Source organism: Nitrospirillum amazonense, assembly GCF_029594735.1.
Classification (GTDB): domain Bacteria; phylum Pseudomonadota; class Alphaproteobacteria; order Azospirillales; family Azospirillaceae; genus Nitrospirillum; species Nitrospirillum amazonense.
The window spans coordinates 486806-508401 of record NZ_JARPAF010000004.1; the positions used below are offsets into that span (position 1 = coordinate 486806).

Here is a 21596-nt window from a genome sequence, read left to right on the forward strand (position 1 = left end):
CAGGATGTGCAGGAAGCCCAGTTCCAGGTACTGGGCCGCCAGCCGGGGCAGGGCAAGGGGGGCGGCGTTGGCCGCCAGGGCGAAGAGCTGGCTGGCGGCGTCGCCCTCCAGCCACTGGGTTTGCGGGGTGCCGCCGGTGGCGTCGGTGAAGACGACGCCATAGGTGCTGTAGACCAGGCCGTAACGCCAGGTGACGGCATGCGCTCCGGGCGGTAGGGGGCCGTCGGCGCGCAGCACGACGAAGGCCGGCAGGGTGATGTCGCTGGGCATCTCCACCTGTTCCACCGCCACCGTGGCGGGTTGGGCGGCGCCGTCGGCCCTGAGATCCACCTGGGCGGCGATGGCGGCGGCGTAGGCGGGCAGGACGGCCCGCACCCGCTCCGCCGTCAGGTCGCGGCTCAGCGGCTGGCCGGCCGCCGCCTCCAGCTTGTTCACCAAGGCGGTGGGGGCGGTGGTGATGGTGGCGGACCAGGCGTCGCCCGGCCCCACCGTCAGCTGCACCTGCGTGGTGCCGATCTCATGCGCCTGGGTGCCGCCCGCCAGGCACAGCGCCAGCAGCAAGGCCCAGAGCCAGCCCTTCATGACGGGGCTCCCGGCCAGTCGAAGGTCAGTGAGGCCCAGTGGCTTTCCCAGTCCCGGTGATGCAGCCAGTGGGCCAGCGTGCCCGCCCGCACCATGTGCACCGACCGGATCAGCCAGACACCACCCTGGGGCAGGGGAAAGGCGAAGGCGCCCTGGGCGTCGCTGCGTGTGGCCAGGCGCACGGCCGGTTGGCCTTGCAGGTGCGCGGTGACGACCGCCCCCGCCACCGGTTGGCCCAGGAACAGCACATGGCCGCGCACCGGAGCGGTGCCGGCCACCGTGGGGTCGGCGTCGGGCACGATCTCATAGGTGAAGCCCTGCGGCCGGGTCACCGCCGGATCGGCCTTGGCGCCGGCCAGCAGGGACTTGGCATAGCGGTAAAAGCATTCGCGGCCTGCCAGGCCGCTTTCCCCCAGCCGGTCCCGCTCCGCCACGATGCCGTCCAGGCCGTATTGACGCAGATAGGCGGTGAAGCGCTCGGCCGGCAGTTCGATATAGCTGCCGCCGCCGGTATAGCCGACCAGGGCGGTGGCCCGGCCGTCGGCGCGCAGGAAGCCGGCCGGGTCGATGTTGTCGGCGCCGCCCACCGCCTGCTCCTCCCCCGCCTGGCGGACGAAGAAGCGGTCGATCAGGCTGGCGGTGCGGGGCACGGGATCGCCAATGAAATTCTCTCCCACCCTCAGGCCCACCGCCACGGCGGTGCCGGGGCCGGGACGGAAGGTGGACGGCTCGATCCAGAAATCATGCGCCAGGGCGCCGGCGGTCCAGAAGGCTACCGCCAGCGCGGTCAGGCAGGCGCGTCCCGTCCCCATCAGGCGTCAATCCGGCGCCACCACCAGCGCAGCAGGTGCCGGACCAGGCGGCGGATGATCTCCACGATTCCCCAGCTGACCAGCAGCAGCACGATCACGCCCAGGATGACCCAGGGTAGGACGCTGTGGGCGTTGGATGGCGCCGGCGTCTGGTCCGGCCATTGCGGCGCCAGGTAGGGCCATTCGGCACTGAAGGGCTTGTCGTTCACCGTGGCGCGCGGATAGGGTCCCTCGATGAAGGAGATTTCCTGCAGCAGGCAGTCGCCGAAGGCGCAGGTCTGGGCCACCACGTCGTCGGTCAGCAGGCGGCCGTTGGGGTAACCGACGGGGAAGCGGTCGGTGTAGACCATGACGTCGGGCTGCAGGTCATAGGGCCGCAGCTGCAGGGTGAACTGCAGGAAGTCGGCTGCTGCTATCGCCCACCATTCCTTGGCGCTGTGCAGGTAGTTGTAGATGTTGTCCAGCTTGGCCTTGCGCGCCATCAGCGCCTTCAGCTGGTCCTTGGGCGGCATCGTGTTGATGAAGCCGAAGCGCGGCAACTGGGTGCGGATGGACCGCCCGACATGGTCGATCTCCGTCCCATCCTTGGCGGTGGTGCCCCACAGGATGAAGTCGTGCTGGTCCGCCGGAAACGCGCTCTTGGGGATGCGCATCACCATGGCGATGACGTTCTTCTTGAAGAAGCGCGGGAACACGAAGGGGTCGTCGCGCACGCCGAAGTAGGTCTTGATCTTGTCGGTATCCTTCAGGCCCGTGTAGGTGATGGTGTTCACCGTCACGTCGTCCTGCAGCTTCACCTTGATGGTGACGTCGGGATGGATTTGGTCGGGCACCAGCACGGTGCCGCCGTACCGGGCGCGGATGACCGGATCCTGGAAGGACACCGGCGTGGTGAGGTCCATGTGGATCTCATAGTCATAGGGCGCCAGGTTGTAGGGCTTGGGCGCCAACAGGGCGCGGTTGACGTCGAAGATCAGGATCATGTCGTCCCCGTCCGGGTAGAAGAACAGATCCGTGATGTTGGCCGTCGGGTCGGTCAGGTTGGTCGGGTCGGCATGGTCCGACGCGCGCGCAGGTTGTGGGCTCGCCAGGCCAAGGCATGCAACCAGCGCGAGCCCCGGCAGCCGCAGCCGCCGCAGCGCTTTTCCCAGGATGTTCAGGCCCCTGGTCCTGTTGAAGATGCGCCCCATCGTCTTCCTCCGTCAGTCCCGCCAGGTTCGCGCAATGCGCCGTATCACATTGATTTTCAATGATATTCAAGCCTGCTCAGCCACCGGCACCCCGTCGGAAGGGTTATGTCGTTCTGAAGGGCGGCCTTACACTTTAGGGGTGGAAGCCGGATATCAAATTCGAGATAAACGGCGTAACAACAGGAACTATATTTCCTGTAAGTTGTATCTTTGGCTTGAGACTAGTTCGCTCCGGATATAATGTCCAGACCAACGAACAACTTTTCAGGGCGCGAGGTGGGGCATGGCGCGGATCGGTCTTGGGGTCTTTGCGACCCTGGTGGCGGCGGTGCTGCTGCTGTCTGGCTGCGGTGACAAGCAGGTGAAGGATGAGGCGATGCGGGCCGGACGGGCCGCCGACACCTTCCCGGCCGCCGACGAGGACTATTTCAAGGACATGGACGGCGGTGTGAAGCTGACCTCGGATGAGGTCAAGGGCCGCAACAACTGGGTGGTGTGGACCGGCGGCAACGACCGCTTCTGGGACCTCATCACGGACAGCGCCTTCGGCAACTTCGACCTGCTGAAGACCATCTCCAGCCATCCGTCGCTGGCCTATGGCCGTGGTACCCGGTTCAGGGAACTGGGTCTAATGAATGAGCCGTGCTTCGTGGCGCCCACAGGCCCTTCGGAGGACCGGTTCGGCCTGTGGCTGGATCAGCGGGTGAAGGACGATCCCAACTGTCCCGAGGACCCCTTCGCCAATGAGAAGAAGTACCCCGGAGTCAAGATCGGCGCGCGCGGCACCAAGCTGGACGGCGTCGAGTTCCCGGTGGGCTCCTACTATGGCTATCCCACGGGCATCGTCGGTCTGCGCCTGTTCCCCAATCCCGCCTTCGACGAAAAGGCGAAGAAGCACTGGGACGCGAAGAAGTATTACGAGGATCCGTCCTACTACAACGACAAGAACCTGGTCCGCCCCTACCGCGTGGGCATGTCCTGCGGCTTCTGCCATGTGGGGCCCAGCCCGACCAACCCGCCGGCCGACCCGGAAAACCCGAAGTGGGAGAACATGAGCGCGGTGGTCGGCGCCCAGTATTTCTGGATCGACCGCATCTTCGGCTGGAACTACGGCAAGCCGGGCTCGCCGGAGCGCAAGGCGAGCGAGCAGAACTACCTGATCCAGCTGGTGCACACCTCACGCCCCGGCGCGCTGGATACCTCGCTGGTTTCCACCGACTACATCAACAATCCCCGCACCATGAACGCGGTCTATGGCCTTGGCGCCCGCATGAACGTGGCCATGCAGCGCGGGATTGAGACCTTGAGCGGGCCCGAGCTGAACAACGAATTCCTGAAGGGCAGCCTCGACGGCAAGCGGGTGATCACGCCGCACGTGCTCAAGGACGGTTCCGACAGCGTCGGGGTGCAGGGGGCGCTGAACCGCGTCTTCATCAACATCGGCCTGTTCAGCGAGGAATGGCTGCGCCACTTCAACCCGCTGTTCGGCGGCGTGCCCAACACGGCCATCCAGATCGAGGTGGGCCGCAAGAACTCCAGCTATTGGCAGGCGACGGAAGCACAGACGGGCTTTCTCGCCGAGTATTTCCTGAACACGGATATCCAGAAGGGCCACAAGCTGGCCGATGCGCCGGGCGGCAAGGCCCATATGACGACCGACCTGGCCAAGCTGGAGCGGGGCAAGGAGGTATTCGCCGAGACCTGCGCCGGCTGCCATTCCAGCAAGCAGCCGCCGCTGCCCAAGGAAATCGACTTCAGCACGTGCAACGGCCCCGACTACCTGAATTGCTGGAACGAGTATTGGGCCTGGGTGAAATCGGACGCCTTCAAGGCGCAGATGAAGGAGATGGTGAAGGCGCCGGACTTCCTGACGGACAACTACCTGTCAACCGACATGCGGGTGCCCGTGACCCTGTTGCAGACCAACGCCTGCAGCCCGCTGGCCACCAACGCCATCGCCGGCAACATCTGGGACAACTTCTCCTCCACCTCCTACAAGCAGCTGCCGTCCGTCGGCACCATCAAGATCCACGATCCCTTCACGGGTGAGGAGAAGGACTACGTCATGCCGGCCGGCGGCCGCGGCTACACCCGCGTGCCCTCGCTGGTGGCCCTGTGGTCGACAGCGCCTTACCTGGTGAACAACACGGTGGGCTGGCCCGGCGGGTCATTCTACGCGCAGCCGCCGCTGCCGCCGCCGCCCGACCAAAAGCCTTACTACCCGTTTGACCCGCTGAATCCGTCGGTCGAGGAGCGCGTGAAGACCTTCGAGGTCTCGATCCGGCAGATGCTGTCGCCCGAGACGCGCCCCCACGACAAGCTGCTGGGCGACAAGGGGGTGTTCCTCATCGACCGCACCAGTGTCGGCAGCTATCTGAAGGTGCCCGGCGGCTTCCTGCCCGCCTTCCTGAAGCCGCTGCTCAGCCCGCTGCACCGCTGGCTGCCCAGCATCTTCGGCGACGGCGACCTGATGGTGGGGCCCATCCCCAAGGACACGCCGGTCAACCTCATCTCCAACACCGAGCTGTACAAGGACGACGCCACCCTGGCGGAGAACCTGCCCCGCTATGTCCAACTGCTGCAGCTGCTGAAAAAAGCGACCCACGACTTGGCGCAGCTGCCCAAGAACGCGACAGACGAGGAGGCGCGCAAGGTGTTCGCCAACCTCCGGAAGCCGCTGCTGGACTTCAGCAAGTGCCCGGATTTCGAGGTCAACCGCGGCCACTACTTCGGGACCAGCTTCACGTCCGAGACGACGGCGCTCAGCAATGAGGACAAGGAAGCGCTGATCGAGTTCCTGAAGACCTTCTGACCACCCCGCCCTTCAAACCCCGTCCGGCCGCGTGCTCCGCGGCCGGCGGTTGGGGCGGCATTCCCACGGGCCAGGCATGGGGGACAGGCTATGGCAGATGTAAACGACGCATCCGTTCAATCGGCTCAATATGACTTCATCGTCGTCGGCTCCGGCGCCGGGGGCGGCACGGTGGCGGCCCGCCTGGCGGAGGCCGGGTATACCGTCCTGGTGCTGGAGGCGGGGGGGGACCCGCGCAAGTCCCATGGGGGCGATCCCTATTATCCGAACGAGAACCGTTTGCCGGACGATTACGACGTGCCGGTACTCCACGCCTTCGCCTCGGAAAACACGGGCATGCGCTGGGACTTCTTCGTGCGCCACTACAGCGACCAGGCGGTGCAGACCTCCGACCCCAAGTATGTGCCGGTGTATCCACCGCCCAACGGGCGGCCGGTCGACGGCATCCTCTATCCCCGCGCCGGCACCCTGGGCGGCTGCACGGCGCATAACGCCCAGATCGTCGTCTATCCCAACAACGAGGACTGGCAGTTCATCGCCGACCTGACCGGCGACATCAGCTGGAAGCCGGAGGCCATGCGCCGGCTGTTCCGCAAGCTGGAGAACTGCCATTACCGCTGGTTCTATCGCCTGCTGTATTGGCTGAGCCTGGGCTTGATCAACCCGTCGGGCCACGGCTTCCGCGGCTGGCTGCACACCCAGAAGGCCATCCCGCTGCAGGCGCTGGGCGACAAGCCCCTGATCCAGGGACTGCTGGATTGCGCCAAGGCCGTGCTGCTGCGCGATCCCAACCCCGACCAGGGCTTCGAATGGCTGCTGGAGGGGGAGGGCGATCCCAACGACGTGCGGCTGGTGGATGCGGACGCGTTCGGCCTGCGCTACGTCCCCCTGTCCAACCGCAACCATGCCCGCACCGGCACGCGCGAGCGCCTGCTGGAGGTGGCGGAGAAGCATCCCGATCGCCTGCACATCGAACTGGACGCCCTGGTCACCCGCGTCCTGTTCGACGAGTCCGCGCCGCAGGACGGGCCGCTGGGGGGCGAGCCGCGCGCCATCGGCGTGGAATACGAGAAAGGTGAGAAGCTGTATTCCGCCTCTTTCGCCCAGGGCACGGGCGGGGAAAAGCGCGCCGTCTACGCCAAGCATGAGGTCATCCTGTCCGGCGGCGCCTTCAACACGCCGCAGCTGCTGATGCTGTCAGGCATCGGCCCCCGGGAAACGCTGGAGAAATTCAACATCCCGGTACGGGTCGACAGCCCCGGCGTGGGGCGCAACCTGCAGGACCGCTACGAGGTCGGCGTCGTCAACGAGATGACCACGGACTGGGAGGTGCTGAAGGGCGCCAAGTTCGCCGCCGGCGATCCGCAGTACCAGCAATGGAAGGAGAACCGCGAGGGCGTCTACACCACCAACGGCGCCGTGCTGGCCGTCACCAAGCGCTCGGCGCCCGAGCGGCCCATGCCCGACCTGTTCTGCTTCGGCCTGCTGGGTGAGTTCCGCGGCTACTACCCCGGTTATTCCAGCCTGTTCCCGGAGCATCTGAACATGCTGACCTGGGCGGTGCTGAAGGCGCACACGCTGAACCGCGGCGGCGAGGTGACCCTGCGGTCGGCCGACCCGCGCGACACCCCCTACATCAACTTCCACTACTTCGAGGAAGGGACCGACAAGTCGGGGCAGGACCTGGACAGCGTGGTCGAGGGCATCCGCTTCGTGCGCGCCGTCACCAAGAAGCTGTACGACCAGGGCATCGCCAAGCAGGAACTGCTGCCGGGGCCCGCCGTGCAGACGGATGAGGAGCTGAAGCACTTCGTGCGCACCCATGCCTGGGGGCATCACGCCTCCTGCACCTGCGCCATCGGCAGCGCCACGGGGGGTGGCGTGCTGTCCAGTGATTTCCGCGTCCATGGGGTCAAGGGCTTGCGGGTGGTGGATGCCTCCGTTTTCCCGCGCATCCCCGGCTACTTCATCGTCAGCGCCGTCTACATGATCGGGGAGAAGGCGGCCGAGGTGATCATCGAGCAGACCCGTTGCCAGCAGAACCGCCGCCATCAGGCGCGGGCGTGAGACTCAGGGGGGCTAGACCAATGACCAATCCGCTTAGCACCATCGAGGTTCTGCGGGCCGAGGCCAAGAGCATCCATGGTGACCACGTACTCGACGGGGTGCAGGACGAGGACCTGACCCTGGCGCTCAACACCCTGGAATCCACCGCCCTCTGCCTGTCGGGCGGCGGCATCCGCAGCGCCACCTTCGGCCTGGGCATCATCCAGGCGCTGGCCGCCCGGCCGCGGCCCTGCAAGGATTTCCGCCTGCCGCCGCCGGACAAGGCCCTGTTGGGCCAGTTCAACTATCTCTCCACCGTCTCCGGCGGCGGCTATATCGGCAGCTGGCTGTCGGCCTGGCTGTCGCGCCAGCCCTATGCCGAGGTGCTGCCGCAGCTGAACACCCGCGGCCATGAGGTCAGCGCCGTCGAGCCCACGGCCATCGGCGACCTGCGCCGCGACAGCAACTACCTCACGCCCAAGGTGGGCCTGGTCTCGGCCGATACCTGGGCGGCGGCGGCGATGATCCTGCGCAACCTGCTGCTGAACTGGGTGCTGCTGATCCCGCTGTTCCTGTTGAGCCTGGTGGTGGTGAAGCTGGCCGCCGTGGGCGTGGCCTGGCTGTCTCATCCCTTCGGCGACCAGAAGTACGGCTTGGCCCTGGTCATCCTGGCCGTCATCTCCCTGGCTCTGGTGCTCATAGGACTAAGGTTCACGCTGCGCGCCATGAGGCTCAGCGGCACGGCCAGCCCAACACAGGGACAATTCCTCAAGGGCAACCTGCTGCCCATGTTCCTGGGCGGCGTCGCCTGGACCGGGGCCCTGGACACCACCATCGGCTATCAGCTGCTGATCGTCACGCCGCTGGCCGACCTGCTGGTCTTCGGCGGCATCCTCGGCTTCGTCGTCTACGGGGCGGCCCAGCTCATCACCCTGCTGACGACGGGGGAGCTGTTCACGGCGCTGCTGGACCTCAAGCGCTGGGCGCGGCTGAAGCACCGCACCACCTGGGGCTGGCTGGTGGCGGGCATCGCCTACGGCGCCTTCCTGGGCTTCGGCGCCCATGTCATCGGCTCCGGCGGTGATCCGGCCGTGCGCCTGCTGCTGTTGCTGCTGTTCGCGCCGCCGTGGCTGCTGGTGTCGCAGCTGATGGCCGAGACCTGCTATGTGGCGCTGACCAGCAACACCCCCCGCTCGGATGAGCAGCGCGAGTGGTTCGCGCGGTCGGCCGGCTGGTACCTGGCGACCTGCATCGCCTGGATCGCCGGCGTGGCCCTGGCGCTCCTGGGGTCGTGGACGGCCGGGCAGGTGGAACTGGGCACGCAGGCCCTGTTCGACTGGCTGGTGGCCGGCGGCGGCGCCACCGCCATGGTCGGCTGGCTGACGGGCGGCAGCGGCCGCACCTCGGCCCAGCCGTCCAACCAGGCCCCCAACCGCAGCCCTGTCGCCATTGCCTACAACGTGGCGGCCAGCCTGTCGGCGCCCCTGTTCTTCGCCCTGCTGCTGGTGCTGGGGTCGGCCGTCATCGACCTGGTGGTGCTGCGCGACTCCCTGTTCGCCTACCTGATCTCCTACGGCAACTACCTCATCCTGCCGGACAGCGCCGGGTCGGTGCTGTTCCAGAGCGGCATGGTGGAGGCGCAGGAGCGCAGCATGGTGGTGCCGCTGCTGGTGATCGCGGGGGTGATCCTGGGCATCATCGCCTTCTTCGCGTCCAAGTACATCAACATCAACCGCTTTTCCCTGCACGGCCTCTATCGCAACCGCCTGGTCCGGGCCTTCCTGGGGGCGTCGCACATCGGTCGCAAGCCGGACCGCTTCACCGGTTTCGACATGGACGACAACCCGACCATGCAGTCGCTGTGGCCGGCGAAGCGTGAGGACCGGACGGGCGACAACTGGCGGCCCTTCCATGTCCTGAACACGACCCTGAACGTCATCTCCACCCGTAATCTGGCGTGGCAGCAGCGCAAGGGCATGTCCTTCACCATCACGCCGCTGCACAGCGGGGCGGCGTCGTTGTGCCCCCTGCTGGACCAGCCGGGCGGCACCCTGGTGGCCTATCGCGGCGCCTTCCGGCCGTCCTCGAAATACGGTGGCTCGTCGCACAGCGGCCGCCGGTTCCGCCTGTGGCCGTTCGCGCGCCAGCCGAAATGCCCGCCCCGTCCGGAGGATGACCCCACCAACCCGGGCATCTCGCTGGGCACGGCCATGGCCATCTCCGGGGCCGCGGTGGACCCCAACGCCGGCTATCACTCCTCACCCACCGTGTCCCTGCTGCTGACCCTGCTGAACATGCGGCTGGGCTGGTGGCTGGGCAATCCGGCGCCGGTGGGGGAGAAGTCCTGGTACCGCAACGGCCCGCCGACGGCGGCGGCACCCCTGGTGAAGGACGCCTTCGGCCTGACGACGGACGACCAGCCTTATGTCGCCCTGTCGGACGGCGGCCATTTCGAGGATCTGGGCCTTTATGAGATGGTCCGCCGCCGCTGCCGCTACATTGTGGTCAGCGACGCCGGTGAGGACCCCACCTTCACCTACTCCGATCTGGGCATGGCCGTGCGCAAGATCGGCATCGACTTCGGCATTCCCATCCGCTTCCACGAACTGCAGAAGATGCAGCCGCGGCCGGCGCCGGGGGTGACGCTGACCGATGTGCCCTATCACGCCATGGGCGTCATCGACTACGCCATGGCCGACGGGCCGGCGGCCAAGCCGGGCATCATCCTGTACGTCAAGGCCAGCTTCCATAATTGCGATGAAGGGGCGGGGGTGAAGGCCTACGCCAACGCCCACCCCACCTTCCCGCACGAATCCACCACAGACCAGTGGTTCTCCGAAAGCCAGTTCGAGAGCTACCGGTCGCTGGGCTTCCAGATCATGGACAGCATCCTGGCAGAGGCCCAGGGCTGCGCCACCGATCTCGCCACCCTGAAGCAGATCCTGGACCGCCTGGCGGAACCGGCGCTGAAGGAAGAGTGTGAGGAGTGCGACCCGCCGGTCCTGCAAGGCGCCTGACCGGCCTAGCCTGGAAGCGGGAAGGAACAAGGCATCCCGTCCGCATCTTTAAAGGGTGGGGCGAGCGCGCACGCGGGGTGCGGCTCGCCCGCCTTTCAAAGGGACAGCGGGGAGGCTAGCCTTGGACACCCTGGAGCCGGGATCGGCGCCATCCGAAACGACAGCCGTGCCCACGCCCGCCCCGGCGGGGCGGGATTCCAAAACCGGCGAAGGGGGGCCGAAAAAGCCCCGCACCATCTGGCAATGCCTGGGCCCAGGCCTGGTGACCGGAGCGTCCGACGACGACCCCAGCGGCATCGCGACATATTCCCAGGCGGGGGCGCAGTTCGGCTACGGCCTGGCCTGGACCCTGATCCTGACCTACCCGCTGATGGCGGCGATCCAGGAAATCAGCGCCCGCATCGGCCGGGTGACGGGCCATGGCATCGCCGGCAACCTGCGCCGCCACTATCCCCCGCTGACCATCAACGCCATCGTCTTCCTGCTGGTGGCGGCCAACGTCATCAACATCGGAGCCGACCTGGGGGCCATGGGGGCGGCGCTGGGCCTGCTGATCGGCGGCCCGCAATGGCTGTACGTCCTGCTGTTCGGCGGCGCCTCGGCCGCCCTGCAGATCCTGGTGCCCTACTGCCGCTACGTCTCTATCCTGAAATGGCTGACGCTGTCGCTGTTCGCCTATGTCGCCACCGTACTGGTGGTGCCCATTCCCTGGGCCGAGCTGGGCCATGCCGTGATCCACCCGCCCGTCTCGCTGAAATCGGAGTATCTGGTGGCCGTCGTCGCCGTCTTCGGCACGACCATCAGCCCTTACCTGTTCTTCTGGCAGGCGGACCAGGAGGTGGAGGAGGAAAAGGGCGACCCCAAGGCCCAGCCCCTGAAAAAGGCGCCGGAACAGGCGCCGGAGGAACTGCGGCGCATCCGCCTGGACACCTACATCGGCATGCTGCTGTCCAATGGCGTGGCGCTGTTCATCATCATCACCACCGCCGCCACCCTGCATGTCCACGGCGTCACCGACATCCAGACCTCAAGCCAGGCGGCGGAGGCGTTGCGCCCCATCGCCGGCACCTTCGCCTTCGCCATCTTCGCCCTGGGCATCATCGGCACCGGCCTCCTGGCCCTGCCGGTGCTGGCGGGGTCGGCGGCCTATGCGCTGGGCGAGGCGCGGCGCTGGCCGGTGGGCCTGGCGCGGCCCTGGGACAAGGCCAAGGCCTTCTACGGCGCCATCCTGCTGGCCATGGCCGTGGGCTCGGTCATGAACGTCATCGACATGGACCCGGTGAAGGCCCTGTTCTGGAGCGCGGTGGTCAACGGCCTGGTGGCCGTGCCGGTTATCGTCATGATGATGCGCATGGCGACCAAGCGCGAGATCATGGGCGACTTCGTCCTGCCGCCGGTCTTGCGCGCCCTCGGCTGGGCCTGCATGGCCGCCATGGCGGTGGTGGACACCGCCATGGTGGTCACCTGGGTGATCTGAGGTTTACCCGTGCGCCAGCTTCAGGCCCGCGATGCCGGCCACGATCAGGCCGATGCAGGCCAGGCGCAGGGCCGTCGCCGGCTCGTTGAACAGGAGGATGCCGGCGACGACGGTGCCCAGCGTGCCGATGCCGGTCCACACCGCGTAGGCCGTGCCCAGCGGCAGGGTGCGCAAGGCCAGGCCCAGCGTGCCGAGGCTGATGCCCATGGCGGCGATGGTGAGGACGGACGGCACCAGGCGGGTGAAGCCGTCGGTGTATTTCAGGCCTACGGCCCAGCCCACTTCGGACAGGCCGGCCAGCAGCAACCATAGCCAGGCCATGGCGGTTCTCCGGTGTGTGTGAAGGGGCGGGGCCGTCCCCGCCGAAGGGACGCCGGCCACCGGGGATGGCGGATGGTGGGCCGGGGTCGTCCCCGGCGGGCGAAGCATGGCGGCGAACCGCCGGAATGCCAATGTCTTAAAAAAAGAGAAAGACTTTGCCATCGCATATCTCTTTAATTGAGATCTTGCGGCGGGGAGGGGCGGGCCATGACCGATGGAACGAACGGAGATGGGATCGCCACGGCGCCGGCCGCGGGCGGGACGGATGCGCGCGACCACCAGCGCTGGGACGAATGGCAGGATGACGTGCGCATCATGCTGGGTTACGCCGCCGGCCGGGGCCTGGCCTTGGAACGGGCGGTGATCGACGCGGCGGTGCGCGTCACCGCCAGCCCGCCGGAGCGGCTGAGCCTGGAGGATAAGCAGGCGTTGTGGGTGGTGTACCAGGCGCTGTCGGTGGTCATCGCCCCGGCCACCAGCGGCAGCCTGCGCCATATCCGCGAGTTTCGGCGCGAATTGGGCCTGGCGGGCTGGTGGCGCTCCCTGACCCGGGCGGGGCTGGTGCAAAGGACCATACGCAGTGGCGTCGTGTGGCTGGTGGGCGTGGCGCTGGTCACGGCCATCGTGCAGATCCACGCCGCCAACGGCACCAACCTGCTGGCCCAGACCGGGGTGCGCCAGCTGTTGTTCATCGAGGGGGCGGCGGCGCAGCGCCCCATGGGGGAAGGGGCTGCGGACGCCAACGCCAGCCCGGGAGCCTCCGCCCTGACGGCGGCTCAGGAGCCGCTGGTCCAACTGCGGCGGCAGGCGGCGGCGAAGCTGCTGGCCCCCTGGATCTGCCATCCGCTTTCCCGTGTCGTGACCCTCAGCTTCGATGCACACGGCTTTTGCCAGCGGCGGGACGCCGGGGCGCCGGCCGCCCCCTCGGGGGAGGATGCCGACACGGTCCTGCTGCACACGGTGGAATTGGCGTGGAGCGCCGGCACGGCGCTGACGCTGTACGTCCTGCCGGCTATTTTCGGGCTGCTGGGTGCCTGCGCCTATATCGCGCGGGTGCTGACGGAGGCGGTGATCAACGCCTCCTTCATGCCGCAACTGGGCTTCCGCATGGTGCTGCGCCGGGCGCTGGGCCTGACGCTGGGGCTGTCCACCGGGCTGTTCTACAAGAGCGTGGTTGCCACCATCGAACCCACGGCCTCCGCCCAGATCTCACTGCTGGGCGCGGCCTTCCTGGCTGGCTACAGCGTAGAGGCGGTGTTCGCCATGTTCGATGCCGCGGTGGACAAGCTGCGCGAAGTGTTCAAGCCGCGCGACGCTGCCTCGCGCCCCACCGCCCTTGGGCCCGCCGCCGGCCCGCAGGCCGTGCCGAAAGAGGCCCAGGGCTGAGGCGGGCTTAGCTGGAGGGAGCCGCCACGGCGGACAGCGGCAGATGGATGCCACATTCTGTCTTGCCCATGCCGGCCCAGCGACCGGACCGCAGATCATCGCCCGGGGCGACGCGGTCGGTGCAGGGCATGCAGCCGATGGAGAGATAGCCGTCGGCTTCCAGCGGGTGGCGCGGCAGGTCATGGCGGTCCAGATAGGCCACGAGATCGTCACGGTCCCAGTCGGCCAGCGGGTTGACCTTCAGCCGCCCCTCGGCCGCCTCAATGGTCACCAGGTCGGCGCGGGTGCTGGCCTGGAAGCGCTTGCGCCCGGTGATCCAGGCACCGAAGCCCTCCAGCGCGCGGTTCAGCGGCTCCACCTTGCGGAAGCGGCAGCAGGCGTCCGGGTTCGTGCGCCACAGCAGGCCGTCGGCGTCGCGCGCCGCCACGTCCTCGGGCAGCGGCTTGATCTCCCGCGCGTCGGTCAGGCCCAGGCGCGCCACCAGCTCACGGCGATAGCGCAGGGTTTCGCCGAACAGCTTGCCGGTGTTCAGGAAGATGACCGGTGTGGCCGGGTCGATCTCCGCCACCATGTGCAGCAGCACGGCGGATTCCGCCCCGAAGGAGGAGACCAGGGCAATCTCGCCCTTCAGCTCCCGCGTCAGCAGCGGTTCCAGCAGTGCCAGGCCCGTCAGGCCGGCGTAGGTCCGGGCCAGATTGGCCGCCCGGTCGCCTGTCGCCGTCACGCTGCATGCTCCGTCTTCTTGTGGCGCGACAGCCGCGCCATGGACAGGGGGCCCGCCACCGACACCTGGTAGGCGGTGCTGATCTCGGTCAGGGCGTGGGCCCACAGCGCCGGATCGCGGCCTTCCGGAATCTCCACCTGGCTGACGCCGCAGCGGACCAGGGCCAGATATTGGTCGGGCAGGGTGTGGCCGGTGGCGCGGATGACGCCGCGATAGCCCAGGTGCTCGCGCAGCTCGCGGGCGATGGTGAAGCCGCGGCCGTCGCGGAACTTGGGGAAGTCCAGCGCTACCAGGGCGAAATCCGCCAGGTGGTCGGCGATGTCCTTGGGGTGCTGGTTGCTGGCGAGCCAGACGCCCAGGCCGCCGTTGCGGCCCACCAGGGTTGCGCGGTCCTTCTGGAAGCGGGACAGGCTGACGATGACGGGCACGTCCGCCGCCGGCAGGGCGTCGTCATCGCCCAGGCGCACCCAGGCGTCGTCGACCAGCTTTCCGGAGTCAATGAGCGGCATAGACCTTGTCCTTGAACGGGGTGTGACCGATGCGGGCCAGGGTGTCGAGGAAGCGTTCCCCGTCCTGGCGCCGGTCCAGATAGATGCCGACCACGGCATCGATGGCGTCCAGCGTCTCATCGGCCGACAGGGCCGGGCCCAGGATGTCGCCGATGGCGCCCACCTCGGCGGCCGAACCGCCCAGCGTCAGCTGGTAGGCTTCGACCCCCTTCTTGTCGACGCCCAGGATGCCGATATGGCCGACATGGTGATGGCCGCAGGCGTTGATGCAGCCGCTGATCTTGATCTTCAGCTCACCGATGTCGTGCTGGCGGTCCAGGTCGGCGAAGCGCTCGGAAATGCGCTGGGCCAGGGGGATGGAACGGGCGTTGGCCAGGGCGCAGTAGTCCAGGCCGGGGCAGGCGATGATGTCGGTGATCAGGCCGGAATTGGCCTCGCCGAAGCCGATGTCGGCCAGCGCCGTCCATAGGGCGGGCAGGTCATCCTGACGCACATGGGCCAGCACCAGGTTCTGCTCATGCGTCACCCGGATCTCGCCGAAGCTGTAGCGGTCGGCCAGGTCGGCGATGGCGTCCATCTGATCCGCCGAGACGTCGCCCGGGATGCCGCCCGCCGGCTTCAGGGTGATGGTGGCGATGGCGTAGCCCGGCTGGCGGTGGGCGGCGACGTTGGTGCGGACCCAGCGGTTGAAGGCCTGGTCCTCCAGCCGCGCGCGGGCCAGGACGCCGGAGATGGGCTCCAGCGCCTCATAGGGCTGGCCGGCGAAGCGGGCGCGGATGCCGTCCAGGATGGCCGGCTCCAGCCGGTACTGGGCCACCGGCATGCGGGCGAACTCGGCCTCCACCTCGTCGCGGAAGGCGTCGATGCCCAGCTCGTGCACCAGGATCTTGATGCGCGCCTTGTAGATGTTGTCGCGCCGGCCGTAGGCGTTGTACACGCGCAAGACCGCCTCCAGATAGGCGATCAGCTCATCCTCGGGCAGGAAGTCGCGCAGCTTCTTGGCGATGAAGGGGGTGCGGCCCAGGCCGCCGCCGACATAGACCTCGAACCCGACGGCACCCTCGGCGTCGCGCTTGGCGATCAGACCCACGTCATGGATGCAGATGGCGGCGCGGTCGGCGCTGCTGCCGGTGATGGCGATCTTGAACTTGCGCGGCAGGAACGAGAATTCCGGGTGCAGGGTCGACCACTGGCGCAGCACCTCGGCATAGTGGCGGGGGTCCACCACCTCATCGCTGGCGACACCGGCGAACTGGTCCGAGGTCACGTTGCGGATGCAGTTGCCGCTGGTCTGGATGGCGTGCATGTCCACCTCGGCCAGCAGGTCCAGGATGGCCGGCACATCCACCAGCTTGATCCAGTTGAACTGCAGGTTCTGGCGGGTGGTGAAGTGGCCGAAGCCCTTGTCGTACTGCCGGGCGATGCGGCCGAACTGGCGCACCTGACGGCTGGTCAGGATGCCGTAGGGCACAGCGATGCGCAGCATGTAGGCGTGCAGCTGCAGGTACAGGCCATTCATCAGGCGCAGCGGCTTGAACTCGTCCTCCGTCAGCTCCCCGGCCAGGCGGCGGGCCACCTGGCGGCGGAACTGCTCCACCCGCTCCTTCAGGAAATCGCGGTCCACCTGGTCGTAGTGGTAGATGCCGGCATGGCTGGACAGGCCGTTGGCGGGCGGGTCGATCTGACGGGCGGCGGCGGAGGGGCTCATGACGGCAAGCTCGATGTGGTCTTCATTCATGCGGGAATTTTGGGGGCGCCGACGTCACGCCGCCGTGGGGATGGCGTCGATGCTGGGGCCTGCGGCACGGATCCACTCCCGCGTCTTCAGGGGGCGGGGGCCGGTGGCTTCCACCGCCACGTCCACGGCATAGGGCTCCACCACCTCCTGCCGGGCGGCGGACGCGCGGGCGATGCCCAGGGCCGTCTCCGCCTCTGGCGCCTCGGTCTGCACTTGGGCATCGGCCACGCGGGTGGACCACGTACCGGCGGCGGTCAGCCAGACGACGGCGCCGTCCTGCAGGCGGTTGGCGGTGACGACCTTGGGGGCGTCGGTAACGCGGGCCATGGGACTATCCTCTTCAGACGGCGGCTTTCAGCCCATTTTCCGGGGTCGTGTCGCCGAGGCGGCCCGGAGTGGAGCTGAGGGTGGTGAAAATGTCGGTGATGATGTCGGAGGCGGCGATTTTTGCGGGGTCGGCCAGGGTCACGACCTCCCCCACCAGGATCAGGGCGGGGCCAGTCAGGCCTGCGGCCAGCGCGCCCAGGTCGGCCAGCCGGCCCACGACCAGGGTCTGGTCCGGACGCGTGCCGTTCTGCACCACGGCGGCCGGGGTGCCGGGCGCCTTGCCGGCGGCGATCAGGCGCTCGGCCACCAGGCCGGCTTTGCTCAGGCCCATATAGACGGCCAGCGTGTGGTCCAGGCGGGCCAGGGCCGTCCAGTCGATGGCGGGCTCGGCCGAGCCGCCCTCGGCGGCGGCGCCATGCGCGGTCACCAGGGTGATGCCCTGGGCCAGGCCGCGATGGGTCAGGGGAATGCCGGTGGCGGCGGCGCAGCCCACGGCGGCGGTGATGCCGGGCACCAGTTCCACCGCCACGCCGGCGGCGCGCAGCACGGCCATCTCCTCGCCACCCCGGCCGAAGACGAAGGGGTCGCCGCCCTTCAGCCGGACGACACGGTGGCCGGCCTGGGCCTCGCGCACCAGCAGGGCGTTGATCTCATCCTGGCTGACGGTGTGGCAGGACTTGGACTTGCCGACATAGACGCGGCGGGCGTCGCGGCGGACGTAATCCAGGATGCGGTCGTCAACCAGCTTGTCGTGCACCACCACGTCGGCGTTCTGCAGCACGCGCAGGGCACGCAGGGTCAGCAGATCCGGGTCGCCGGGGCCGGCGCCCACCAAGGCGACGGAGCCGCCCTCCGCGCTTTCGGCGGCGTTCAGCACCTTCACCAGTTGCTCATGCGCGCCAGCCTCGTCGCCGGCCAGGAAGCGCTGGGCGATGGGGCCATCGATCACCCGTTCCCAGAAGCGGCGGCGCGCGGTCTCGTCGGATTTCACGGCGCGGACGGCGGCGCGGAAGCCGTCGAGGAAGGTGGCCAAGCGCCCCAGGCCCGGTTCCAGCGCCGCCTCGATGCGGGCGCGCAGGCGGCGGGCCAGGACGGGTGAGGTGCCGCCGGTGGAAATGGCGACGGTGATAGGGCCCCGGTCGACGATGGCGGGCATGATGAAGGTGGACAGGGCGGGGCGGTCCGGCACATTCACCAGCAGGCCCCGGGCGCGGGCCAAGTCGGCCACCAGGGCCGCCTCATCCTCATCCTCGCCGGCGGCGAACACCAGGGTGACCCCGTCCAAATCATGGGCGGCGAAGGGGCGGCGGCGCACCTCCGCGGCTAGCGCGGCCAGATCCGGGTGCACATCTGGCGCCACCACCACCAGGCGCGCGCCCCGGCCGTCGCCGCTGGCGCCCGCCACCAGGCGCGCCTTGCGCAGGGCCAATTCCCCCCCGCCGACGATCAGCACCGTCTGGCCGGTCAGTGTCAGGAACAGGGGGAAGGCGGCGGGCATTGTACGGAACATTCCTGTGAAAGCGTCAATGTTCCCTCATAATGTGTTCGTAAACGGCATGTTTGTCGAGGTTCCAGCGTCCTGGCATTCGGATAGTCCCAAGCCCCGCGCCATGGTCGCGATGACGGTCTCACGTTATGGAAAACCATTTTCCTTCAAGCTTCTGTGACAAAATTGCGGGAAAGGTGATGGTGATGGCGCCCGGAACGGGGGGTGGGCCGCAACACTGCCATGCGCCGACATGGTGTGATCCGCTTCCAATTCCACAGACTCATTTTGGTTAATCGGCGCGGATCCGGGCAAAGCTTTGGCTTGGCGGGATAATGGCCGCTAGGAAATCGGCGCACCTCATAATAACATCAATTATCTGTTATTAATGTTTCGGTTGACACAGATTGCGGTGTCGTTTGTCATGGGCGTCAACAGCGCGGATGGGGTGCGATGTCCTGTCACAGGGGATGCGCCCTCCTTCGCCGGGGCCCCGGGGTCAGGACATCGGACTCCGGGCCGGGGCTCGCACTACCTAGGGGGAATCCGAATGCATCGCAGAACACTGTTGACCGCCATGGCGGGTGCCGCCGGCGTGGCCCTGCTGGGGTCGGTGCGTGCGCGCTCCGCCTCGCAGCTGCTGAACGTCTCCTATGACCCGACGCGCGAGTTCTACAAGGAATATGCCGACCTGTTCGCCAAGGAATGGGCCAAGGCCTCGGGCGGTGACCAGGTCAGCGTCAACACCTCGCACGGCGGGTCGGGCAAGCAGGCCCGCGCCGTCATCGACGGGCTGGAGGCCGACGTGGTCACGCTGGCGCTGGCCTACGATATCGACGCCATCGTCGAGAATGGCGGCCTGATCGACAAGGATTGGCAGAAGCGCCTGCCCTTCAATTCCACGCCCTACACCAGCACCATCGTGTTCCTGGTGCGCAAGGGCAACCCCAAGGGCATCAAGGACTGGCCGGACCTGCTGAAGCCGGGGGTGGAGGTCATCACCCCCAATCCCAAGACGTCCGGCGGCGCCCGCTGGAACTACCTGGCGGCCTGGGGCTACGCCCGTGCCAAGGGCGGCGACGCGGCGGCCCGCGACTTCATCAAGGCGCTGTTCAAGAAGGTGCCGGTGCTGGACACCGGCGCGCGCGGCGCCACCACCACCTTCGTGCAGCGTGGCCTGGGCGACGTGCTGCTGGCCTGGGAAAACGAGGCCTACCTGGCCATACAGGAACTGGGCCCGGGCGAGTTCGAGCTGGTGACCCCGTCCGTCTCCGTCCTGGCGGAGCCGCCGGTGGCGGTGGTGGACAAGGTGGTGGACCGCCACGGCACCCGCCGGGTGGCGGAGGCCTACCTGCAGACACTGTACACCCAGCCGGCGCAGATTCTGGCTACCAAGCACTTCTACCGCCCGCGCGACCCGGTGGTGCTGCAGGAGGTGGTGAACAAGTTCGCCAAGGTGGAGCTGTTCGACATCACCACCTTCGGTGGCTGGCACGACGCCCACAAAGCCCACTTTGCCGACGGCGGCAGCTTCGACCAGCTGTACCAGCCGGGCTGAGGCCTGCATCGCCGCAAAGACCGCAACGCCGCCGTCCGGGATGCCGGGCGGCGGCGTTTGACATTTAGATGTAGACGGCGGCCCCCATCTTCCGGATCCCGCACCCCTGGCGCTAAGCTCGCGGGCATAAAGCCCCGCAGGGCACGGCAAGGGAGGGATGGGAGTGCGCAAGGGAACCGCCGCTGGCATGGCCGGCCTGTGTATGGTCGTCATGATGTGGGCTGGATCGGGCCTCGCCCAATCCCCCACCCCCATGGCCGCCCCAACGCCCAAAGCCCTGGAACTGGCCCGGGCGCTGGCGGACAGGGTCGACGCCGATGACCTGATGCAGCAGGTCCTGGGCGCCACGGTCCAGCCGCTGACCTTCAACCTGAAGGCCGCCAACCCGGGGCGCGAGGCCGATGTCGACGCGTTGTTCGAGCACACGCTGCTGCCGGATTTCCGCAAGGCCATGGCGCCGGTCATCGACGGCTATGCCCAGGCCTACGCCGCGCGCTTCACGGAGGCGGAGCTGGCGGCCATCCTGGCCTTCTACGATTCGCCGGCAGGGGCCAAGATGCTGAAGGAGATGCCGGGCGTGCAGCAGCGGGGCCGCGCCCGCGCGCAGGCCGTCCTGCCCCAGGCCCTAGGGCCCGTGCTGGGGAACTTCGTCACCGCGTGCAAGGGCAAGGGCCTGGTCGTGCCCCAGGGGTGAGAGGGCGTCCTACCGATGTAATCCGCCCTGCGACATTCAGCCATAAGTGGCGGTTGGCCATCGCGCCGCGCGGGGCGGCGGGTTAGGCTGGTGGTGCTGAATTCAGCAACACCAGAAGGGGAAAGCGCTTTGTTGAAGGGAATTGCCGCCGGCTTGGTCGGCGCGTGGGTCATGGTGGCCGCTCCGGCCTTCGCCCAAAACGCCGGCGCCCAGAATGCCGGCACGCCATCGCCGAAATCGCTGGAGCTGGCGCACAAGCTGATTGAGAAGACGCACGCCGGCGACCTGATGCAGCAGATACTGCCCATGGCCATCGATCCCCTGGTGCAGAAGCTGAAGATCGCCAACCCCGGGCGGGAGGCGGACGTGCAGGGCCTGGTCGACAAGCGGCTGCTGCCCGATTTCAAAAGGGCCCTGGCCCCCGTGACCGACGCCATCGCCACCACCTATGCGGAGCTGTTCACGGAGGCGGAGCTGGAGCAGGTGCTGGCGTTCTATGACACGCCGGCGGGGGCCAAGCTGATCACCCAGATGCCTCAGGTGATGCAGCAGACCATGGCCAAGTCCAAGACCATGGTGCCGCAGGTGATCGGCAAGGTGTTGAATGACTTCGTCGCCACCTGTAAGGGCGAGGGCTTGACCATCCCGCAGGGCTGAAGGGCTTAGCGGTGGCGCTTCACCGCCGCTGCTTTTAAGATGGCACCCGGCCGGCCCCACCGGTCGGTCGGGACCATCGCCTCTCTGTTGGCCCCGCCTGTCGCCGATGCCAAGGGGGCGCCTCCATCGCGCATCGCGACGCTGGCATGCTGCGACTGCAAACGGCTCTCAATTTTTATAATTGGAATTATTCTAAGATGTCGGTATGGTCCTGTTCGTCGGTAGGGCGAACGCCGCAGGGCCCCTGATGGGGATCGCGG

Annotated in this window: 17 protein-coding genes; 8 read left to right on the plus strand and 9 right to left on the minus strand. The window is 67.7% G+C overall.

Annotated features, from left to right (window positions below):
* The 3 genes from P5F91_RS23005 to P5F91_RS23015 all read right to left on the minus strand — a co-directional run.
* Positions 1-582, minus strand: a 582-nt coding sequence (locus tag P5F91_RS23005) for a hypothetical protein (RefSeq protein WP_277908370.1), incomplete at its 3' end; no start/stop codon positions are given.
* The gene (locus P5F91_RS23010; protein ID WP_277908371.1) at positions 579-1394 is read right to left on the minus strand and encodes a DUF4198 domain-containing protein; all 816 of its coding nucleotides are present in this window, start codon (positions 1392-1394) and stop codon (positions 579-581) included. The genes P5F91_RS23010 and P5F91_RS23005, both read right to left, overlap by 4 nt.
* Complete coding sequence (locus P5F91_RS23015) at positions 1394-2584, minus strand: hypothetical protein (protein WP_277908372.1); 1191 nt, start codon at positions 2582-2584, stop codon at positions 1394-1396. The genes P5F91_RS23010 and P5F91_RS23015 overlap by 1 nt, the downstream gene beginning before the upstream one ends.
* Before the next feature lie 283 nt (positions 2585-2867).
* Between P5F91_RS23015 and P5F91_RS23020 the strand changes: the two genes are divergently transcribed.
* The 4 genes from P5F91_RS23020 (at position 2868) to P5F91_RS23035 (ending at position 11936) form a co-directional block, all read left to right on the plus strand.
* Complete coding sequence (locus P5F91_RS23020; RefSeq protein WP_277908373.1) at positions 2868-5396, plus strand: cytochrome c family protein; 2529 nt, start codon at positions 2868-2870, stop codon at positions 5394-5396.
* 90 nt (positions 5397-5486) lie between these two features.
* Positions 5487-7463 carry a GMC family oxidoreductase gene (locus P5F91_RS23025; protein ID WP_277908374.1) on the plus strand — a complete coding sequence of 659 codons (1977 nt, stop codon included), beginning with the start codon at positions 5487-5489 and terminating at the stop codon, positions 7461-7463.
* A gap of 20 nt (positions 7464-7483) precedes the next feature.
* Positions 7484-10459: a patatin-like phospholipase family protein gene (locus tag P5F91_RS23030; RefSeq protein ID WP_145608448.1), complete on the plus strand. Its 2976-nt coding sequence runs from the start codon at positions 7484-7486 to the stop codon at positions 10457-10459.
* A gap of 121 nt (positions 10460-10580) precedes the next feature.
* Positions 10581-11936 (plus strand): NRAMP family divalent metal transporter, encoded by a 1356-nt coding sequence (locus P5F91_RS23035; protein WP_277908375.1) that lies wholly within the window; start codon positions 10581-10583, stop codon positions 11934-11936.
* Positions 11937-11939: 3 nt separating this feature from the next.
* On the opposite strand, the gene sugE is transcribed toward P5F91_RS23035, so the two are convergent.
* The gene (gene sugE, locus P5F91_RS23040) at positions 11940-12257 is read right to left on the minus strand and encodes a quaternary ammonium compound efflux SMR transporter SugE (protein WP_277908376.1); all 318 of its coding nucleotides are present in this window, start codon (positions 12255-12257) and stop codon (positions 11940-11942) included.
* Between the two features lie 207 nt (positions 12258-12464).
* On the opposite strand from sugE, the gene P5F91_RS23045 reads away from it, so the two are divergent.
* Complete coding sequence (locus tag P5F91_RS23045) at positions 12465-13643, plus strand: hypothetical protein (protein ID WP_277908377.1); 1179 nt, start codon at positions 12465-12467, stop codon at positions 13641-13643.
* 7 nt (positions 13644-13650) lie between these two features.
* On the opposite strand, the gene P5F91_RS23050 is transcribed toward P5F91_RS23045, so the two are convergent.
* Genes P5F91_RS23050 through cysG form a run of 5 tightly spaced genes read right to left on the minus strand, consistent with a single transcriptional unit; the run spans position 13651 to position 18439 of the window.
* Positions 13651-14367 carry a phosphoadenylyl-sulfate reductase gene (locus tag P5F91_RS23050; RefSeq protein WP_145608442.1) on the minus strand — a complete coding sequence of 239 codons (717 nt, stop codon included), beginning with the start codon at positions 14365-14367 and terminating at the stop codon, positions 13651-13653.
* Complete coding sequence (locus P5F91_RS23055) at positions 14364-14876, minus strand: DUF934 domain-containing protein (RefSeq protein WP_145608440.1); 513 nt, start codon at positions 14874-14876, stop codon at positions 14364-14366. The genes P5F91_RS23050 and P5F91_RS23055 overlap by 4 nt, the downstream gene beginning before the upstream one ends.
* Positions 14863-16614 (minus strand): nitrite/sulfite reductase, encoded by a 1752-nt coding sequence (locus P5F91_RS23060; protein WP_422394492.1) that lies wholly within the window; start codon positions 16612-16614, stop codon positions 14863-14865. Before P5F91_RS23060 ends, P5F91_RS23055 begins: the two co-directional genes overlap by 14 nt.
* 24 nt (positions 16615-16638) lie before the next feature.
* Complete coding sequence (locus tag P5F91_RS23065; RefSeq protein ID WP_145608438.1) at positions 16639-16941, minus strand: DUF2849 domain-containing protein; 303 nt, start codon at positions 16939-16941, stop codon at positions 16639-16641.
* A 13-nt stretch (positions 16942-16954) separates the two neighbouring features.
* Positions 16955-18439, minus strand: a complete 1485-nt coding sequence (gene cysG / locus P5F91_RS23070) for a siroheme synthase CysG (protein ID WP_145608436.1) — start codon at positions 18437-18439, stop codon at positions 16955-16957.
* A gap of 538 nt (positions 18440-18977) precedes the next feature.
* Here cysG and P5F91_RS23075 point away from each other — a divergent pair.
* From P5F91_RS23075 to P5F91_RS23085, 3 genes are all read left to right on the plus strand, one after another.
* The gene (locus tag P5F91_RS23075) at positions 18978-19985 is read left to right on the plus strand and encodes a sulfate ABC transporter substrate-binding protein (RefSeq protein WP_211106801.1); all 1008 of its coding nucleotides are present in this window, start codon (positions 18978-18980) and stop codon (positions 19983-19985) included.
* A gap of 163 nt (positions 19986-20148) precedes the next feature.
* Entirely contained in the window at positions 20149-20679 is a 531-nt protein-coding gene (locus P5F91_RS23080; RefSeq protein ID WP_211106800.1) for a DUF2059 domain-containing protein, read from the plus strand.
* Between the two features lie 132 nt (positions 20680-20811).
* Complete coding sequence (locus P5F91_RS23085) at positions 20812-21336, plus strand: DUF2059 domain-containing protein (protein ID WP_145608434.1); 525 nt, start codon at positions 20812-20814, stop codon at positions 21334-21336.
* The last annotated feature ends 260 nt before the right edge of the window (positions 21337-21596 follow it).

Excerpts from the sequence above, each read along its gene's own strand:
- P5F91_RS23065 (WP_145608438.1), bottom strand. The coding sequence starts at position 16,941 with ATGGCCCGCGTTACCGACGCCCCCAAGGTCGTCACCGCCAACCGCCTG.
- sugE (WP_277908376.1), bottom strand. The coding sequence starts at position 12,257 with ATGGCCTGGCTATGGTTGCTGCTGGCCGGCCTGTCCGAAGTGGGCTGG.
- P5F91_RS23030 (WP_145608448.1), top strand. The coding sequence starts at position 7,484 with ATGACCAATCCGCTTAGCACCATCGAGGTTCTGCGGGCCGAGGCCAAG.
- P5F91_RS23045 (WP_277908377.1), top strand. The coding sequence starts at position 12,465 with ATGACCGATGGAACGAACGGAGATGGGATCGCCACGGCGCCGGCCGCG.
- P5F91_RS23055 (WP_145608440.1), bottom strand. The coding sequence starts at position 14,876 with ATGCCGCTCATTGACTCCGGAAAGCTGGTCGACGACGCCTGGGTGCGC.
- P5F91_RS23010 (WP_277908371.1), bottom strand. The coding sequence starts at position 1,394 with ATGGGGACGGGACGCGCCTGCCTGACCGCGCTGGCGGTAGCCTTCTGG.
- P5F91_RS23075 (WP_211106801.1), top strand. The coding sequence starts at position 18,978 with ATGCATCGCAGAACACTGTTGACCGCCATGGCGGGTGCCGCCGGCGTG.
- P5F91_RS23015 (WP_277908372.1), bottom strand. The coding sequence starts at position 2,584 with ATGGGGCGCATCTTCAACAGGACCAGGGGCCTGAACATCCTGGGAAAA.
- cysG (WP_145608436.1), bottom strand. The coding sequence starts at position 18,439 with ATGCCCGCCGCCTTCCCCCTGTTCCTGACACTGACCGGCCAGACGGTG.
- P5F91_RS23020 (WP_277908373.1), top strand. The coding sequence starts at position 2,868 with ATGGCGCGGATCGGTCTTGGGGTCTTTGCGACCCTGGTGGCGGCGGTG.
- P5F91_RS23025 (WP_277908374.1), top strand. The coding sequence starts at position 5,487 with ATGGCAGATGTAAACGACGCATCCGTTCAATCGGCTCAATATGACTTC.
- P5F91_RS23060 (WP_422394492.1), bottom strand. The coding sequence starts at position 16,614 with ATGAATGAAGACCACATCGAGCTTGCCGTCATGAGCCCCTCCGCCGCC.